Genomic DNA, 17,533 nt, shown 5'->3' on the forward strand with positions numbered 1-17,533 from the left:
CCTTATCAGGTGATCAGGCCGTTTGCGCGCGCGAAGTCCACCAGTTCGACCAGCGTCGAGATGTTCAGCTTCTCGAACAGGCGCGTCTTGTAGCTGCTCACCGTCTTGTTGCTGATGAGCAGCATGTCGCCGATCTCCTTGTTGCTCAGGCCGCGCGCCAGGTGCTGCAGGACGCTGAGCTCGCGGTCCGACAGGCTCTTGACCAGGTCGGCCGGCGAGGCGCCCACAGGCCCGGTCAGCGACGTCAACGCACCGCTCGGAAAGACGCTGTAGCCCGACAGCACCGACTGCGCCGCCTGCACGATCGAGGCCATGTCCTCCGACTTGCTGAGGAAGCCATTGGCCCCCGCGTGCAGGGCGCGGGTGGCAAAGATCGATTCCTGCTGGCCCGACAGCACCAGCAGCTTCAGCATGGGGTTCGATGCCTTGAGCCGCTCGATCAGTTCCAGCCCGTTCATGCGGGGCAGGTCGAGGTCCAGGATGGCCAGGGAGGGTTGGAGGTCCCGGATGACCGTCAGCGCGGCCGGCCCGGAATCGGCATCGCCGACAACCTTGAAGAGCCCGCTGCCTTCCAGGACGGAACGAACAGCGACGCGGATGGCGGGATGATCGTCGACGATGACTACAGAGTGCATGGCGGCTCGATCCTCTCGGAACAGGCGTGACCCCCCAGCGGCAAATTCTAGGGGGGTTCGCAGCCTCGAAGCGAATCGTAAGAAGGTGTGAAGATTTCGTAGCGAGGGCGCCGAGGTCCGGTTAAGCACCGCAGCCGTACTTCGGTACGGCGAGGAGCGCAGGCCCGAGATCGGTGGCCGCAGTAGAAAGATTCACACCTTCTTCAACGCGCTCCGGCCGTCTTCAGCATGGCCACCATGGCCCCGTAGTCGCGCCTCGTCGCCAGTTGCAGCGGCGTGTTGCCTTCCCGATCGGTCAACTGCAGGTTGGCGCCGGCATTGACCAGCAGTGCCAGCGTGCGCTGGTGCCGCGCACCGCCATCGCCCAGCACGATCGATTCGATCACTGCCGTCCAGTGCAGGTTGTTGACATGGTCCAGTGGCGCGCCCGCCGTGATGAGTTGGCGAACGACTTCGTCATGTCCCAGATGCGCCGCCGCGATCAACGCCGTGCCGTCGTAGCGGCTGGTGACCTGGCTTGCACTCGCGCCGAGCCACAGCAAGGTCGCGAGCGTGGCCGGATCGTTGGCCACCGACGCGATGGTGACCGCGTCGTAGCGGTCGTTCTCCATCGCGTTGAGGTCCGCGCCGGCCTTCGCGAGGGCCCGGATCACGTCGCTGTGGCGCGCATAGGTCGCGACATGCAACGGCGTACGCCCCTGCGCGTCGCGCGCCTTGATGTCCGCGCCCGCCTTCAGCAGGCTGTTCAACGAGGCGATGTCGCCCCGCCAGGCGGCCTTGTGAAGGCCTTCGTAGGCTTGCACCTCGGTGGACGATGGCGCCACCTGCGCCGCTGCGGGACCGGCGCACAGGAAGAGCACGCCCAGCAGCGCGAACAGGCGGCGAAGCATGCGCATCAGCCCAGCAGGCCCTTGACCTTGTCGAGCGCTGCGTTGGCGCATTGCTCGTCGAGGTGGCCGCCCGGCGCGCCACCCACGCCCACGGCGCCGATGACGTCGTTGCCCGCCTTCACCGGCACGCCGCCGCCCAGCAGCAGCATGCCCGGCAGGTAGACCAGGTTGGCGCCGCCCGGGTTCTTCTGCGAGCCTTCCATCATGGCTTGCGTCGGTGCCTTGGCCGATGCCGATGTCCAGGCCTTGCGTTCGCTTGAAGCCAGCGTGTGCGGGCCGGCGTTGTCGGCACGTTGCACGGCACGCACGGTGCCGGCGCGGTCGACCACCGTGGCGGCCACGTTGTAGCCGTTGGCCGCGCAGGCTGCGACGGCGGCGGAGGCGATCTGGGTTGCCAGTTCGAGCGACATGTTCTTCTCGGTGCGGACCAGGGGTTGGGCGGCGGGCTGTGCCGCTTGTTGCGCTTGTGCGCCAACGGCTGCGAAAGCCAGCGCGACGGCGCCGAGACGAAGGATGGAATGCATGGGAAATCTCCAGTGTGAGGTGACCGTGCTGGCAGGAGCGCCAACCGCTTCGGCACTGTAGAAAATGCCCTGCCGCGCCGCCATTCGTAGGGCTACGCGCGACGCTCCGTAGTTCTACGGAGCGGCCCGTTCCGCCAGCGCGGCATAGCGGCGGATCAGTTGCGCCAGCGAGTCGCAGTCGAGCTTGGCAAAGAGGTTGGCCCGATGCGTCTCGACCGTGCGCGGCGACAGCGCCAGCGCCCGTGCGATCTCCTTGTTGGTCAGCCCGGCGACGATCATGCCGAGCACCTCGCGCTCCCGCTCGGAGAGCTGTGCGAAGCGCTCGCGTGCGAACTGGTCCACCTGCGCCCGCTCGCGCGAGTTGACGTGCTGGCGCACCGCATGCTGCAGCGCCTCGAGCAATTGCTCGTCGTCGACCGGCTTCTCCAGGAACTCCGCCGCGCCCGACTTGAAGGCGCGCCGGCACATCTCCACCGTGCCATGGCCGGTCAGCATGATGATCGGCTGGTCCACCTGCTGGGCCACCAGCCGGTCCAGCACGGTAAGCCCGCTGATGCCCGGCATGCGCACGTCGAGCACGATCGCGCCGATGCCGCCACGGTCGAACTGGTCGATGAAGGCTTGCGGATCGGACCAAGTCTGCACGCGCAGGCCCACCGTGCCGATCAGCAGCGCCAGGCTGTCACGCACGGCCTGGTCGTCGTCGATGAGGTGGATGAGGGGCGACAACGGCGGGTTCATGTTGGTGAGAGCGGCAGGCTCAGGACAAAGCGCGCACCGCTGGTTGCCGATGCGTCGGCGGCGAGCGAGCCGCCCATGTCGCTGGCCAGCGATTCACTCAGGCTCAGGCCGAGGCCCAGGCCGCCTTCGCGGGTGCTGTAGAAGGGTTCGAACAGGCGCGGCAGCGCTTCCTCGGCAATGCCGGGGCCGCTGTCGCTCACCACCAGTTGGCCCATCGCGCCTTGTACGAGCACATTGATCGTGATGCGACGCTTGCCGGGCGGCATGGTGTCCAGCGCCTGCAAGGCATTGATGAGGAGGTTGTGCACGATCTGCTCCAGCGCCACCGGGTCGGCCAGCACGCGCACGGCCGCGCCCGGATCGAAGCTCACAGCCACGCCGCGCCGTGTGCATTCCGGCTCCAGCAGGTACAGCGCACTGCGCGCCGCGTCCTGGAGCGCCACCGGCTCGCGCCGGCCGTGGCCATCCGGCCGCTCGATCGCGCGCCGCAGCCGCGCCACCACCTCGGCGGCGCGGCGGGCCTGCTCGGCCGCCTTGCCCATCGCGTCGCGGGCCGTCTCCAGTTCCGGAGGCTCTTCGGCCAACAGGCGTCGAGCGGCCTGCGTGTTCGCCAGCAGCGCCGTCAGGGGCTGGTTGAGTTCATGCGCCATGCCGGCCGCGAGTTCGCCCAGCGCGTTCAACCGGGCCACCTGGCCAAGCCGCAACAACTCCTCGGCACGGCGCCGCGCCTCGCGCTGGCGCAACAGCATGCGCGTCCCCCCCAGCACCACGCCCACGGCCAGGGCCCAGGCCGCCATCAGGATCCAGGGCAGTTCGCGCCAGGCCACATTGCGCTGCGCCACCACGTCGAAAGCCTGGCTGCCCGAGGCCAGCACCTTGCGGAAATCGAAGCGCCAGCCGTCGGTGCCGATGCGCCCCGGTTGCACGATGAACTGCTGCGCCCCTTGCTCGATGGTCACGCGGCTCGGACTGGTCTTGGGGTCCATCGGCCAGTCACCCCAGGGCACGGTCGCGCCCAAATCGATGTCGAGCGCATAGCTCACTGGCTCCGCGCCGATGACGAGCCGATAGCGGCCCCGCGTGAAGTCGACCTGTGCCAGCGCGGGTCGGTGCTGGCTGCGCGATTGCGCCTCGGCCTCGGCCAGTGCGGCATCGGGCCACGAGCCGCCGCGCTCATGGCGTTCGACGGAGAGGATCGAGGGATAGACCGAGGTCAGCCGCTGCTCGGGCGAATCGGCCGCACCCGCCCTGCCGAGCAACGCCAGCGTGGCCAGCACCGCGTCGTACTGCACCACCTGCTGGCTCATCAGGCGATGCGCGATGCGCGCATCGGTCTCGAAGGCTTCGTGCAATTGCTGCAATTCGCTGCGCGCCAGCCATGCCGCACCCGCCGCGCTGACCACAAGCCACGCGAGCCACCAGCCAGCGAGCGCGCGCAACCGTTGATTCATGGCGCGGATTGTGCCCGCGCATTGGCAGCTGGTCCCCGGGTCATGGATAACCAGAATCGCGCCGGCAGGCAAGCACGCTAGTCTTTGCAGGCCGGCTTTTCCCGGCGCCGATCCCACCAACATTGAGCGCGCCGCGCAGCGCATGGGAGCTTTCACCGATGGACGTTCAACGTCATCTCGACGAACTGGACACGCAGGGTTTCACCGTCATTCCGGATTTCCTGAAGGCCGACGACATCGCGCGCGTGCGCGCCGGCCTCGCCCCCTTTCTCAGCACCCATGCAGGGCGCAACAACTTCGAGGGTTTCAAGACCGAACGCGTCTACACGCTCGCCGGCCGGGGCCGCTGCTTCGAGGACATCGCCGAAGACCCGCGCGTGCTGGCGCTGCTCGACAAGCTGCTGGCGCCCGGCTACCTGCTCACCGCCAGCCAGGCCATCTGCATCCATCCCGGCGAGACGCCGCAGCCGATCCATTTCGACGATTCCTTCTATCCGATCCCGCGGCCAAGGCCCTCCATCAGCATCAGCACCATCGTCGCGGTCGACGCCTTCACCGCGGAGAACGGCGGCACCGAGGTGATTCCCGGCAGCCACCGCTGGAGCGACGCGCAGATCGCCGGCGCCTACGACGGGTATGACGCCGATGCCGACATGCCACCGGACCTCGAAAGCCAACTGGTGCCCATGGAAATGCCGGCGGGCGCCTGCGTCGTCTTCCTCGGCACCCTGCTCCACCGCGGCGGCGCCAATCGCAGCAATGCCGAACGCCTGGCCTTCTCCAATCAATATTGCGAACCCTGGGCGCGCACGCAGGAGAACTTCTTCCTCGGCATTCCGCCCGCGCTGGTGCGCCAGATGTCGCCGCGCCTGCAGACGCTGCTCGGCTACGAAATCATGGCGCCGTTCATGGGGCACGTGACCGCCTCGCATCCGACAAAGGTCCTGCGTCCGGGCTACATCAACGTCGTCGAGGCGGCAAGGGCATGACAGGCAACCGGTTCAACAACGCGCAATCCACCCACTGAGAAAGGGAGACATCCCATGGCGCACATTCATCCGCTGGACAAATTCATTGGCGACACTTGGCCGACCCTCGCGAACGACGCGGAGATCCGCGAGTTCGAGACCGTGCCCTACGAAGAACGCATCGCCGCCGCAAGCACCTACGAGGCCTTGCAACTGGGCGCGGCCTGCAACCCCGATGCGCCGGCGCTGCTGTTCCTGCCCAACGCCGACCCTGATGAAACGCCGGTGCGCGTGACCCACCGCGAGTTCCTTGGCCGCGTCACGCAGGCCGCCAATCTCTTCACCGAATCGGGGGTCGGCCCCGGCGACGTGGTGAGCTTCCTGCTGCCGCTGGTGCCGCAGGCCTTCTTCACGCTGTTCGGCGCGGAGGCCGCGGGCATCGCGAATCCGGTGAACCCGCTGCTGGAGGCTGGCCAGCTTGCGGAGATCCTTCGTGCGGCCAATACCAAGGTGCTGGTCGCGTTGGGGCCGGTCCCCGGCACCGACATCTGGGCCAAGGTCGAGCGCATCCGCGAATTGATGCCGGAGCTCAAGACGGTGTTCGTGGTGGGCGGCGCCGACGATGCCGCGCGAGGGGTCCACAACTTCGACACCGCAGTCGCGCGCCAGCCTGCTGACAGGCTGATCAGCAAGCGCCAGATCGCCTCCAGCGACATCGCCGCCTACTTCCACACCGGGGGCACCACCGGCCTGCCCAAGCTCGTGCGCCACACCCATGCCAACCAGGTTTCCCAGGCCTGGGCCATGGGACTGATCCTCAGGCTCAAGCCGGGCTGCACCTTCCTGTTTGGTCTGCCGCTGTTCCATGTGGGCGGCGCGCTGACGCAGGGCTTGGCGACGCTGGCGGCGGGTGGCGCGCTGGTCGTGCTGTCGCCGGCGGGCTGGCGCAATCCGGCATCCATACGCAATGTGTGGCGCCTGATCGAACGCTACAAGCCCGAGGTCTTCGGAGGCGTGCCCACCGTCATGGCGGCCGCGCTCAACGTGCCGGTGGATGGCGCGGACGTGTCCAGCATGAAGCGCGTGGCGGGCGGCGGCTCGGCCATCCCGGTGCCGGTCGGCAAGGCCTACGCGGAGCGCTTCAACGTTCCGGTGATGGAGGTCTACGGCATGACCGAGACCTCCAGCGTGCACCTCATCTCGCACGAGACGCGGCCGATCCGCATCGGTGCCGTCGGGCACCCAGTCCCGTATGCCCGCGTGCGCGTCGTGAAGCTCGATGACCAGGACCGCTATGTGCGCGACTGCGAGGTCAACGAGATCGGCGTGATCACGATGGCCGGGCCGGGCGTGTTCTCTGGCTACCTGAACGACAAGCACAACAAGGGCGCGTTCGTGGAGCCGGGCTGGGTCAACTCCGGCGACCTGGGCCGGCTCGACGAGGACGGCTACCTGTGGGTCACCGGGCGCGCTAAGGACCTGATCATCCGCGGCGGCCACAACATCGACCCGATGGCGCTGGAGGAAGTGTTCTTCCGGCATCCCGCCATCGCGCTGGCGGCGGTGGTCGGGCAGCCGGACGTGTATGCCGGCGAGCTTCCGGTCGCCTACGTGCAGCTCAAGGCGGGCGTGACGGCCGATGCGGCCGAACTGCGTGCCTTCGTCGCCGAGCGCACGCCCGAGCGCGCCGCAGTGCCGGTGAACCTGTACTTCGTCGACAGCATTCCGTTGACGGCCGTGGGCAAGGTGTTCAAGCCCGCACTGCGCTGGGATGCGGCAGGCCGCACGGTCACGAAGATGCTGGAGGACGTCGTGCCTGCGGGCAAGCAGATGTCGGTGTCGGCCGGCCCCTGCCCGGTGAACGGCAACCTGATCACGGTCAAGTTCGAAGGCGTCGATGCCAGCGAGCGGGACCCGCTGGCGCAGGCCGTCGGCGCGCGCATCGGGCCGCTGGTCTGGAAGCATCAGGTGGTCTGGAGCTGATACAGCCTGCGGGCCGCAATGCGCGGCTCGCGGGCCGCTTCATTCAGCCGCCGGCACAGTCGCCCCCGGCGCATGTACCGGCAAGCCGTGCGGCGCCAGCCCCGTAGCGACCGGCGCTTCCTCCGGTATGCGGCACATTCCCCAACGCACCAACCAGCGGCCGACCGCATGGTGCGCGCTCCAGCAGGCAAACGGAATCGATCCGATCAGGCCCGCCAGAACCGGCGACCAGAGCCAGATCGCGCCCGGCGTCCGCCACCACACCAGGCCGGCCAGCACCAGGCCCAGCGCCGTCTGTGGCCAAAGCCCGCGCAGCGCAACCCGCCAGTCGATGCGTTGCACGTCGCGCTGCTGTGCGGCCCAGCCGACGCGGCGCCCGAAGGGCAGCCCGAGCAGGAACAGGGTCACGGCCACGGCCACCACCGGGCCCGTCAGCACCCAGAAGCCGAACTCCAGCAATGCGCCGCAAACGATGCGCGGCGCCCCGCCATAAGCCCGGCGTAGCGGAGCGCGCAGCAGCACGTCGACGATCGTCGCGAGCTTGGGCGCCAGGTTCATGCCCATCACCGCGATGAACAACACCAGTCCGAAGTCGGCCCTGAAGGGCTGCTCGCGCCACATTCCGAGCATCATGAAGGCAAGCCAGGCAGGCGCCCCCAGGTACATCGCGATCGCCAACAGCAACTGGCAGCGGCTGACCGGCCGCAGCCCAGGCAAGCCGAGCAATTGCAGGTACTGCATGTTGCCCTGGCACCAGCGCAGGTCGCGCCGGATGAACTCGAGGATGTTCGGCGGGTTCTCCTCCCAGCTGCCCTGCTCGTCCGGCAGTACGCGGACTTCGTAGCCGGCGCGCCGCATCAGCACGGCCTCGAGTTGGTCGTGGCTCAACACCGGGCCACCGAGCGGCGGCGGGCCGGGCAGCTCCGGCAGCTTGCAGTGTTCGATGAAGGGTGGCAGGCGCAGGATGGCGTTGTGGCCCCAATAAGGTCCGCAGTCGCCCTGCCAACTCGCGGCACCCAAGGTGTACGAGCGCATGCCCAGTCGCATCCCGAACTGGAACATGCGCGTGAAGGCACTGGCGCTGGGCAGGCCGGTCACCAGCGTCTGCAGGATGCCGATCCCCGGTCGCGCCTGCATGATGCGCACCAGCCGAAGCATCGCCTGTGGCGTCATCAGGCTGTCGGCGTCGAGCACGATGGCGTAGTCGTGCAGCGAGCCCCAGCGCTCGCAGAAGCCGCGGATGTTGCCGGCCTTGAAGCCGTGGTGCTGCTCGCGGCGCCGGTAGTGCAGCGCGACGGCCGAGCCGAAGCGTGCCTCCAGTTGGGCGACCATGCCGGCCTCGGCTGCCACGATCCCGGGATCGTCGCTGTCGCTGAGAACGTAGAGCTGAAAGGCCGCGGCCTGACCACTGTTGACCAGCCCGTCGAGCATCCAGGCCAGGTTGCGCGAGAGCCGGCCCGTGTCCTCGTTGCGAATGCAGGCGAGCAGCGCCGTGGACGCCTCGATGCGCTGCCGCGGGTCGGCGGCGTGGAGGTGCGGCGCTACCAGTCCGGCGGGATCGCGGCTGGCGCTCATCAACGCGAGGCCGATGGCCGCATTCCAGAAGCCGACCACGGTCCAGGGCAGCGTGACCGCGAAGGCCAGCAGCATCCCGAGGCCGATCGCATCGACCCTTTCGACGAACAGCGTCGCGGCCATCAGCCAGACGAGGGCTACCACGGTGGCCGCCACGGCAAGCGCAAAGCCGGCACGCCGCCAGCGCAGGCCGGCGTTCACTGCTTCGGCTGCCTTCACAGCATGCGGCGCAACAGCCCGTCGCGTCGGATGAAGGTGTGATGCACGACGCCCGCCAGGTGCCCCAGGATCATCAGCCCGATCGCGATCGCGCCGCACAGGTGCAGGAAGGACAGCACCTTGGCCAGCGCCTCGTCCTTGCCCACCGGCGACGGGATCGGCAGCACGTTGAAGACCGACAGCGGAAAGCCCCAGGCATTGGTGGCCAGGAAGCCGATCACCGGCATCAGCACCAGCAGCACATAAAGGCCGATATGGTTCGCATGCGCGACGAAGCGCATCCAGGGCGGCATGTCGAGCGGCAGCGGCGGCGGCGGATTCAGGCGGCGATTGACGATGCGTATCAGCACCAGCACGAACACCAGCACGCCGCAGCTCTCATGGACGTTGTAAAGCCGCATCTTGAAGGCCTCGTCGGCCGGCTCGAAGAAGGCGATCCAGATACCGGCTGGAATGACGACGAGAAGCACCAGCGCGCTCATCAGCCAGTGCAACCAACGGGACGAAGCAGCGTAGCGCGACACAGGTGTCATACAAGCCTCCAGATTCGTCGGGCGGCGATCAGCGAGCCTGAGCGGTCGCAGCCGGAGCATGTCCTCGGCTGCGGCCTTGGCGCCGCCGGTGGATGGTAAGGGAGATTGGGCGCGCGGACATCCCCGGCCAGGGCAATTGATGCCCAGCGGTGCGGTCAGATTGGCTGGGCCAGAGTGATACTGACACCGAAGTCCCCTGCGCCCTCACTGCCTGACTGGAGTCAAACCCATGGTCCCACCCCGCAAGACGCCAAAGCCCAAGGCGGCCGCAAAAAAATCTACGGCCCGATTGGCGGCGGTCAAGCGGACGGCGGCACCGACCGAGGCCGCGCCCGATGAAGGCGCCGTGACGCTCGAACAGGCCAAGGCCATCGTCGCGGCACGCGCACGTGCGCGCACGCCGGCACCAGCGGGTGTGTCGGCCAGTGCCCTGCCGCCGCCCACCGCGACATCGCTGCGCGACGTCGCCCGCGAACGCAAGCAACTGGCCCAGGCGCAGCGGCGCGAGCAGAAGCAACGCATCCAGGACTACAAGGCCGTGATGCAGGTGATGAAGCAACGCGGCGTAGAGGGCATGGCGCCGGCGGAGCAGGCAGCGGCCGCTGCGGCAGGTCCCGGCGCCAGGGGGCCACTGGCAGCGTCCGCTCCGGGTGGCCCGCTGCGCGTGTTCGCCGAAGGCGATTCCTGGTTCGACTACCCCTATCCGCTGTTCGGCGGCAGCATCATTCCTCGCCTGGAAAAGCGCATGGGCATCCCCATCCTGAACCTGGCCAAGGCCGGCGACGAAGTGCGTTTCATGATGGGCGTGGACGAACGCAAGCTGATGGCCGAGCAACTCAGCGCCGGGTGCCCCACGGGCGGCGAGTGGGAGGTGCTGCTGTTTTCCGGCGGCGGCAACGATATCGTGGCCAACCCGATGGCCCTCTGGGTGCGGGACTTCGTCGCGGGGCAGCCACCGGAGCAACTGATCCATCGGCCCCGCTTCGACGCGGCCCTGGCCATCGTGCGTGCCGGCTACGAAGACCTGATCGCATTGCGCGATGCGCTGAGCCCGCGCACACACCTCGTCTTCCATGCGTACGACTTCGCCCTGCCCGACGGCCGTGGCGTGTGCCACCTCGGCCCCTGGCTCAAGCCGACCTTCGACCTGCGCGGCTTCACGTCGCAACAGGCTGGCGCCAAAGTGGTGAGGCTGATGCTGTCCGACCTGGCCTCGATGCTGCAGGCGCTGGCCACCGCGCACCAGGGCGTGACCTTCATCAATGGGCAGGGAACGCTGGCAGCGAAGCCAGAGAGCTGGCACAACGAACTGCATCCGTCCCGGCAGGGATTCGACAAGTTCGCCGACCTGTTTCACGCGCGGCTCAAGGCGCTCTTTCCGAGCCGCATGCCGGCGTGAGGCGCGTCGCTGCCAACACAATCAAGACCAAGGCCGACCGCTCGAGAACGCCGGCCTGGTGCTACGACGCGATCACTCCCACTCGATCGTCGCCGGCGGCTTCGAACTCACGTCATAGGTCACGCGGTTGATCCCGCGCACCTCGTTGATGATCCGCCCCGACACCTTCTTGAGCAGCGCATAGGGCAGCTCGGCCCAGTCGGCCGTCATGAAGTCGCTGGTCTGCACAGCACGCAGCGCCACCACATAGTCGTAGGTGCGCCCATCCCCCATCACACCCACGCTCTTCACCGGCAGGAACACGGTGAAGGCCTGGCTCGTCAGGTCGTACCAGGTCTTGCCCGACGCGTCCTTGAAGTTGCGAAGCTCCTCGATGAAGATCGCATCAGCGCGGCGCAGCAGGTCGGCGTATTCCTTCTTCACTTCACCCAGGATTCGCACTCCCAGGCCCGGGCCGGGGAAGGGATGGCGATAGACCATCTCGGGCGGCAGCCCCAGCGCCACGCCCAGTTCGCGCACCTCGTCCTTGAACAGGTCGCGCAGCGGCTCCAGCAGCTTGAGGCCCAGCTGTTCCGGCAGGCCGCCCACGTTGTGATGGCTCTTGATCGTCACGGCCTTCTTGCTCTTCGCGCCGCCCGACTCGATCACGTCCGGGTAAATCGTGCCCTGTGCCAGCCACTTCGCGCCCTTCGCGCCCGCGCTCGTGAGCTTGGCCGCCTCCTGCTTGAACACCGTCACGAACTCGCCGCCGATGATCTTGCGCTTGGCCTCCGGATCGCTCACGCCCGCGAGCTTGCCCAGGAACAAATCGCTCGCATCGACGCGGATCACCTTCGCATGCAGCTTGCCGACGAACATGTCCATCACCATGTCGCCTTCGTTGAGCCGCAGCAGGCCATGGTCGACGAACACGCAGGTCAACTGGTCGCCGATCGCGCGATGGATCAGCGCCGCCGCCACCGACGAATCGACGCCGCCCGACAAGCCCAGGATCACTTCCTCGTCGCCCACCTGCGCACGGATCTGCTCGACTGCTTCCGCGATATGGTCGCGCATGACCCAGTCCGGCTTCGCGCCGCAGATGCCGAGCACGAAGCGATCCAGGATCGCCTGCCCCTGCACCGTGTGCGTGACCTCAGGATGGAACTGCAACGCATAGAAGTGCCGCGTCTCGTCGGCCATGCCGGCGATCGGGCAGCTGTCGTTCGACGCCATCAGCTTGAAGCCCGGCGGCATCTCGGTGACCTTGTCGCCGTGGCTCATCCAGACATTGAGCATGCCGTGGCCTTCCGGCGTGGTGAAGTCGGCGATGTCCTTCAGCAACTCGGTGTGGCCATGCGCGCGCACCGCCGCCGAGCCGAACTCGCGCTTGTGCCCGCCCTCGACCTTGCCGCCCAATTGGTGCGCCATGGTCTGCATGCCGTAGCAGATGCCCAGCACCGGCACGCCCAGATCGAACACCGCCTGCGGCGCCTTGTCGGTCGTGTCTTCATACACGCTGGCATGGCTGCCCGAGAGGATGACGCCCTTGAGCGTGCCGTCCTTCGCGTATTCGCGCACCCATTCGTCGGTGACGTCGCAGGGATGGACTTCGCTGAACACATGCGCCTCGCGCACGCGCCGGGCGATCAGTTGGGTGACTTGCGAGCCGAAGTCGAGGATGAGGATTTTCTGGTGTTGCATGTTGTCTTCAGTCCAGTGCAATGCGCTCGATGCCGCAGGCTTGAGCGGCGCGCAGGAGTGCCTTGTCGGTGGATGCGATCTGGCTGTTGAGCCTCACGCACAGTTCCAGGTACGCAGCGTCGTAAAAAGTCAGTTGATGGGCGCCGGCCATGCGCATGATCGCGCTGCGGCGACGCGTATCGGGCGGCGGGTCGAATTCGATCTGGCATGCATCGATCAGCTTCTGTCCCTGCTCGACTTGCTCGGGGTCGAGCCGGCCCCGGCGCAAGGACATCAGCAACAGGTTGCCCGTTTCCCAATGCCACAACGATGGCGCATGGAAGCGCCCCGGCTGCACACGAACTTGCTTGTAGAGCTGGTCCGCCGCATCGGTCCGCTCATCAGGAATGAGCCATGCCGCCGCGGCGGAGGCGTCGATGATGACGGGTTTCAAAAGCGGCGCCCCGCGTCGCGCAACTTCTTCCAGTCGCCGGGCTGGTAGTCCGGGTCGGGCTTGACCTTCGCGCGAAAGGCGTTCAGTTCGTCCAGCGCTTGCTGGCCAAGCGCCTCCATCGCATCGGGCGACTGCTCTGCGCCAGGTTCCCGGATGATGCGCGCGATGGGCCGCCCATGGCGCGTGAGCACCACCTCTTCGCCCTGCTCCACTGCGTGGATCAGCGCGGAGAGCTGGTTCTTCGCCTGGTGAATGGCGATCGACTGCATGATCTGGCCTTATTTCAAAATCAGGCCAGATTATCGCCTATTCCGCCCGGTAGTTCGGCGCTTCCTTCGTGATCTGCACGTCATGAACGTGGCTCTCGCGAATGCCCGCCGAGGTGATCTCGACGAACTCTGCCTTGTTCTGCATGTCCGCGATCGTCGCGCAGCCGCAGTAGCCCATGCTGGCCCGAACGCCACCGGCCATCTGGTAGACGATCGACACGATCGAGCCCTTGTACGGCACGCGGCCCTCGATGCCTTCCGGCACCAGCTTGTCCGTGTTCGGATTGCCGGTGGTCGATTCCTGGAAGTAGCGGTCGGCGCTGCCCTGCTGCATCGCGCCGATCGAGCCCATGCCGCGGTAGCTCTTGTAGCTGCGACCCTGGTACAGCACGATCTCGCCCGGCGCCTCTTCGGTGCCGGCGAACATGCTGCCCATCATCACCGTGCTCGCGCCGGCCGCGATGGCCTTGGCGATGTCGCCCGAATAGCGCACGCCACCGTCGGAGATCAGCGGAATGCCGGTGCCTTGCAGCGCCGTCGCCACGCTGTCCACCGCCATGATCTGCGGCACGCCCACGCCCGCCACGATGCGCGTCGTGCAGATCGAGCCCGGCCCGATGCCGACCTTGACCGCGTCCGCACCCGCATCTGCCAGCGCCCGCGCCGCGTCGCCGGTGGCAATGTTGCCGCCGATCACGTCGACTTGCGGATAGTTCTTCTTGACCCAGCGCACCCGCTCGATCACGCCGGCGCTGTGGCCATGCGCCGTGTCGACCACGATCACGTCCACGCCGGCCTTCACCAGCGCCTCGACACGCTCCTCGGTGCCCTCGCCCACGCCCACCGCCGCGCCCACGCGCAGGCGACCCGAGCCGTCGCGCGCCGCGTTCGGAAAGCTGGTCTGCTTGGTGATGTCCTTGACGGTGATCAGGCCCTTGAGCACCCATTCGCCGTTGATGACCAGCAGCCGCTCCAGCTTGTGCTTGTTGAGCAGCGCCTTGGCCTCGGCCAGCGTGGTGCCGTCCGGGACGGTGATGAGCTTTTCGCGCGGCGTCATGATTTCGGTCACCGGCGCGTCATAGCGGCTTTCGAAACGCAGGTCGCGCCCGGTCACGATGCCGACCACCTTGCCCGCATCCACCACCGGGAAGCCCGAAATGCCGAGCTGGTCCGACAGCGCCATCACCTGGCGCACCGTGTGCGTCGGCGTGATCACCACCGGATCGCGCAGCACGCCGGATTCGTAACGCTTCACCCGCGCGACCTCGGCGGCCTGCTGCTGGGCCGTGAGATTCTTGTGGACGATGCCGATGCCGCCCTCCTGCGCAATCGCGATCGCGAGGCGCGCCTCGGTCACGGTGTCCATCGCCGCGGAAACCAGCGGCAGGTTCAGCGTGATGTTGCGGGAGAGTCGGGTGGCGAGGGAGGTGTCCTTGGGCAGGACCTGGGAGAACGCTGGCACCAACAACACATCGTCGAAGGTCAGCGCTTTGCCGAGAAGGCGCATGGGTGAGGCTCCAAAAGACGGATTGTAACGATGGGTGCGTAGTTACCCGGACGCGGACACCGTTGTCCCTGCGTTGCTTACCTACAATGTTCAAAAGCGGTCGTCATTCGTTAATTTCCGACAACACTTCCGTAACACTCATTCACACAAGCCCTAAACTGGTAACGATGAAACTCGCGCACGCCCTGGTTCTTGGTTTCGCCTGTGTGCTGCCGTTGGCAGCGAGCGCGCAGTGGCAATGGGTCGACAGCGCAGGCAAGACGGTTTTCAGCGATCAGCCGCCGTCGCTCGACGTGCCAGAGAAGAACATCCTGCGACGCCCCGCGGGCCGCGGTGTAGCGCCTCGCGTGAACGCCGACGCAGTGCCGCCCGGCGCGGACGCCGTTGCTGCCGCCCCGCAACCCGCCGCTGCCAGTGCGCCGAAACCCACCGGCGTCGACAAGGACCTCGAGGAAAAGGCACGCAAGGCCGCGGAGGCCGAGAAGGCCAAGAAAGCCGCCGAGGAAGCCAAGATCGCCAAGGCCAAGGCCGACAACTGCGCGCAAGCCCGCCAGAGCAAGGCCACTTTCGACAGCGGCATCCGTGTCGCACGCGTCAACGCCAGCGGCGAACGCGAGTTCCTGGACGACGCCCAGCGCGCCGCCGAAGTCAAACGCGCCCAAACGGCCATCGACCGCGACTGCAAGTAGCGCTTCCCAGGCCGACTCGGCCTGACTGCGCTCAGTACCCCGCCTTCCCGCCCTCGCGCCGCTTGGCGAACAGTCCCGTCGCGCGCGCACCCTGCCGACGAAAACGTTCCCGGCGCGCCACCTTCGGGTCCACCGTGAGCGGACGGCACAACTCGACGCGGTCGCCTTCGTACAGGGCTTGCTCCCATTCGACAGCCCGTCCCCAGACCCCGACCGCCAGCGCGGCCCAATCGAGTAGCGGAAAGCGCGTCGGCAGCGCGCTGGCCAGCACCGCATCGCGAGCCGTTGCATGCGCGGGCAGCGTCAACGCCTGCTCAAAGACCTCTCGCGGCGCGGGCGAGTAGACCAACGTGACCTGCATCAGGACGGCTTGTCGTAGACCTGCTCGGCCCGCTTGACAAAGGCCTCGACCAGGCTGGACGCGATCTTGTCGAACACCGGCCCGACCAGCTTCTCCAGCGCGAAATTGCTGAAGCTGTAGCTCAGGTTCAGGTCCACCCGGCAGGCCCGTTCGCCCTCCCCGCCCACGGGCTGGAACTTCCACACGCCATCGAGGTTGGAGAACGGCCCGCTGATCAGCTTGAGCTGCACTTCGCGCCCCGGCACCTGCGTGTTGCGGGTGGTGAAGCTCTGGTGGATGCCACCGAAGGCGAGGCCGACTTCCGCGGTCATGCCGTGCTCGTCCTGGTCGATCACCTTCGAGCGGTCGCACCACGGCAGGAACTCCGGATACCGGGCCACATCCGTCACCAATGCGTACATCTCCTCGGCGCTGTACCAGATCAGGACGGACTTGTGGACTGTTTTCATAGAATGGGCACGAGCGTGCGCGACGGATTGTATTGAAGCCATGCGGACCCCAAATCAAGCACCATGGCCACCAAGAAAAAAGCAGACCCCTCCTCCCGCATCGCCGACAACAAGAAGGCGGCGTACAACTATTTCTTCGAGGAGCGCTTCGAGGCCGGCATGGTGCTGGAAGGCTGGGAAGTGAAGTCGCTGCGCGAAGGCAAGGTGCAACTCACCGATGGCTACGTGATGATCCGCGACGGCGAGATGTTCATCGTCGGCTGCCAGATCAACCCGCTGCGCAGCGCCTCCACCCACACCACCCCCGACTCCATCCGCACCAAGAAACTGTTGCTCCACAAGGAACAGATCCGCCGCCTCACCGGCAAGGTCGAGCAGAAAGGCTACACGCTGGTGCCGCTCAACCTGCACTGGAAGGCCGGCAAGGTGAAGTGCGAGATCGCGCTGGCCAAGGGCAAGGCCGAGCACGACAAGCGCGACACCATCAAGGACCGCGAAGGCAAGCGCGAGGTGGAGCGCGCAATGAAGAGCCGCAACAGGTAACTCGCGCGCAGGTCGCAAGGAGCCTTGCATTCCGCTTTTCCGTCGCCGTCGACCGCCAGCGTCTATTCGATCTCCCGCGGCTTCGGTGACGCGCTTGTCGCGCGCAACCTTGCTGAATCTTGCGACCCGCGGCCATCGCCAGTTGGCTCCGGCATAAACTGCCGTGTCGCAATGAGTACCTTCGTTGCGTCGATTTTTCTTAACCGAAGGGGAAACTTCATCATGATCACCAAACTGTTCAGCGCTTCCGTCGTCGCGGTCGCCGTGCTTTCCGGCTGCGGCAGCATGTCCAAGGCACCCGATGCGCCGACCCGCACCTCCGATGGCGTGCTGATCGGCCCGAACGGCATGACGCTCTACACCTTCAAGCAGGATGCGGCCAACAGCGGCAAGTCGAGTTGCAACGGCCAGTGCGCAACCAATTGGCCACCGCTGATGGCACCCGACTCGCCCAAGCAGCCCATGGGCCCCTACACCGTCGTCATGCGCGACGACGGCAAGAAGCAATGGGCCTACAAAGGCGCCCCGCTGTACTACTGGGCCAAGGACGCCAAGCCGGGCGACAAGACCGGTGATGGCTTGATGAACGGCAATTGGGCGGTGGCAAAACCCTGAAATAGGCCCACCCCCGCAGCGCCTGCGGCGCACCCCCTCAAGGGGGCGCACCCAGCGGCCCGGCAG

The 17,533-nt window shown here is 66.9% G+C and carries 19 protein-coding genes; 6 read left to right on the top strand and 13 right to left on the bottom strand.

Going from position 1 to position 17,533, the window contains the following annotated elements:
* Positions 1-5: 5 nt before the first annotated feature.
* From WKW79_RS03010 to WKW79_RS03030, 5 genes are all read right to left on the bottom strand, one after another.
* Entirely contained in the window at positions 6-635 is a 630-nt protein-coding gene (locus tag WKW79_RS03010) for a response regulator (RefSeq protein ID WP_340333607.1), read from the bottom strand.
* A 203-nt stretch (positions 636-838) separates the two neighbouring features.
* A complete protein-coding gene (locus tag WKW79_RS03015; protein ID WP_340333846.1) occupies positions 839-1,525 on the bottom strand; it encodes an ankyrin repeat domain-containing protein in 687 nt (228 codons plus the stop codon).
* Between the two features lie 5 nt (positions 1,526-1,530).
* Positions 1,531-2,049, bottom strand: a complete 519-nt coding sequence (locus WKW79_RS03020) for a GlcG/HbpS family heme-binding protein (RefSeq protein ID WP_340333608.1) — start codon at positions 2,047-2,049, stop codon at positions 1,531-1,533.
* A 114-nt stretch (positions 2,050-2,163) separates the two neighbouring features.
* On the bottom strand, positions 2,164-2,790 hold the full coding sequence (locus tag WKW79_RS03025) for a response regulator transcription factor (RefSeq protein WP_340333609.1): 627 nt from the start codon (positions 2,788-2,790) through the stop codon (positions 2,164-2,166).
* The gene (locus tag WKW79_RS03030) at positions 2,787-4,241 is read right to left on the bottom strand and encodes a sensor histidine kinase (protein ID WP_340333610.1); all 1,455 of its coding nucleotides are present in this window, start codon (positions 4,239-4,241) and stop codon (positions 2,787-2,789) included. The genes WKW79_RS03025 and WKW79_RS03030 overlap by 4 nt, the downstream gene beginning before the upstream one ends.
* A 158-nt stretch (positions 4,242-4,399) precedes the next feature.
* Between WKW79_RS03030 and WKW79_RS03035 the strand changes: the two genes are divergently transcribed.
* Positions 4,400-5,230 (top strand): phytanoyl-CoA dioxygenase family protein, encoded by an 831-nt coding sequence (locus WKW79_RS03035; protein ID WP_340333611.1) that lies wholly within the window; start codon positions 4,400-4,402, stop codon positions 5,228-5,230.
* Positions 5,231-5,284: 54 nt separating this feature from the next.
* Positions 5,285-7,192, top strand: a complete 1,908-nt coding sequence (locus WKW79_RS03040; RefSeq protein WP_340333612.1) for an acyl-CoA synthetase — start codon at positions 5,285-5,287, stop codon at positions 7,190-7,192.
* Between the two features lie 39 nt (positions 7,193-7,231).
* Here the strand turns inward: WKW79_RS03040 and mdoH are convergent, their stop codons facing one another.
* Both mdoH and WKW79_RS03050 read right to left on the bottom strand, forming a co-directional pair.
* Positions 7,232-9,085: a glucans biosynthesis glucosyltransferase MdoH gene (mdoH, locus tag WKW79_RS03045; RefSeq protein WP_340333613.1), complete on the bottom strand. Its 1,854-nt coding sequence runs from the start codon at positions 9,083-9,085 to the stop codon at positions 7,232-7,234.
* Positions 8,983-9,519 carry a cytochrome b gene (locus tag WKW79_RS03050; RefSeq protein WP_340333614.1) on the bottom strand — a complete coding sequence of 179 codons (537 nt, stop codon included), beginning with the start codon at positions 9,517-9,519 and terminating at the stop codon, positions 8,983-8,985. The genes mdoH and WKW79_RS03050 overlap by 103 nt, the downstream gene beginning before the upstream one ends.
* Positions 9,520-9,748: 229 nt before the next feature.
* On the opposite strand from WKW79_RS03050, the gene WKW79_RS03055 reads away from it, so the two are divergent.
* Complete coding sequence (locus WKW79_RS03055; protein ID WP_340333615.1) at positions 9,749-10,918, top strand: hypothetical protein; 1,170 nt, start codon at positions 9,749-9,751, stop codon at positions 10,916-10,918.
* Positions 10,919-10,990: 72 nt separating this feature from the next.
* Here the strand turns inward: WKW79_RS03055 and guaA are convergent, their stop codons facing one another.
* Genes guaA through guaB form a run of 4 tightly spaced genes read right to left on the bottom strand, consistent with a single transcriptional unit; the run spans position 10,991 to position 14,810 of the window.
* The gene (guaA, locus tag WKW79_RS03060; protein WP_340333616.1) at positions 10,991-12,601 is read right to left on the bottom strand and encodes a glutamine-hydrolyzing GMP synthase; all 1,611 of its coding nucleotides are present in this window, start codon (positions 12,599-12,601) and stop codon (positions 10,991-10,993) included.
* Between the two features lie 7 nt (positions 12,602-12,608).
* The gene (locus tag WKW79_RS03065; protein ID WP_340333617.1) at positions 12,609-13,034 is read right to left on the bottom strand and encodes a type II toxin-antitoxin system VapC family toxin; all 426 of its coding nucleotides are present in this window, start codon (positions 13,032-13,034) and stop codon (positions 12,609-12,611) included.
* A complete protein-coding gene (locus WKW79_RS03070; protein ID WP_340333618.1) occupies positions 13,031-13,303 on the bottom strand; it encodes a type II toxin-antitoxin system Phd/YefM family antitoxin in 273 nt (90 codons plus the stop codon). Before WKW79_RS03070 ends, WKW79_RS03065 begins: the two co-directional genes overlap by 4 nt.
* A gap of 37 nt (positions 13,304-13,340) precedes the next feature.
* Positions 13,341-14,810, bottom strand: a complete 1,470-nt coding sequence (guaB, locus tag WKW79_RS03075; RefSeq protein ID WP_340333619.1) for an IMP dehydrogenase — start codon at positions 14,808-14,810, stop codon at positions 13,341-13,343.
* 167 nt (positions 14,811-14,977) lie between these two features.
* Between guaB and WKW79_RS03080 the strand changes: the two genes are divergently transcribed.
* Complete coding sequence (locus tag WKW79_RS03080; protein WP_340333847.1) at positions 14,978-15,499, top strand: DUF4124 domain-containing protein; 522 nt, start codon at positions 14,978-14,980, stop codon at positions 15,497-15,499.
* 31 nt (positions 15,500-15,530) lie between these two features.
* Here the strand turns inward: WKW79_RS03080 and WKW79_RS03085 are convergent, their stop codons facing one another.
* Both WKW79_RS03085 and WKW79_RS03090 read right to left on the bottom strand, forming a co-directional pair.
* Positions 15,531-15,860, bottom strand: coding sequence for an RnfH family protein (locus WKW79_RS03085; protein ID WP_340333620.1), 330 nt, complete (start codon positions 15,858-15,860; stop codon positions 15,531-15,533).
* Positions 15,860-16,309 (bottom strand): type II toxin-antitoxin system RatA family toxin, encoded by a 450-nt coding sequence (locus WKW79_RS03090; RefSeq protein WP_340333621.1) that lies wholly within the window; start codon positions 16,307-16,309, stop codon positions 15,860-15,862. Before WKW79_RS03090 ends, WKW79_RS03085 begins: the two co-directional genes overlap by 1 nt.
* Before the next feature lie 63 nt (positions 16,310-16,372).
* Between WKW79_RS03090 and smpB the strand changes: the two genes are divergently transcribed.
* Positions 16,373-16,852 carry an SsrA-binding protein SmpB gene (smpB, locus tag WKW79_RS03095; protein WP_213954899.1) on the top strand — a complete coding sequence of 160 codons (480 nt, stop codon included), beginning with the start codon at positions 16,373-16,375 and terminating at the stop codon, positions 16,850-16,852.
* Between the two features lie 222 nt (positions 16,853-17,074).
* Complete coding sequence (locus WKW79_RS03100) at positions 17,075-17,467, top strand: COG4315 family predicted lipoprotein (protein WP_340333622.1); 393 nt, start codon at positions 17,075-17,077, stop codon at positions 17,465-17,467.
* Positions 17,468-17,533 lie beyond the last annotated feature (66 nt).

The organism is Variovorax robiniae (assembly GCF_037889955.1).
Classification (GTDB): domain Bacteria; phylum Pseudomonadota; class Gammaproteobacteria; order Burkholderiales; family Burkholderiaceae_C; genus Variovorax; species Variovorax robiniae.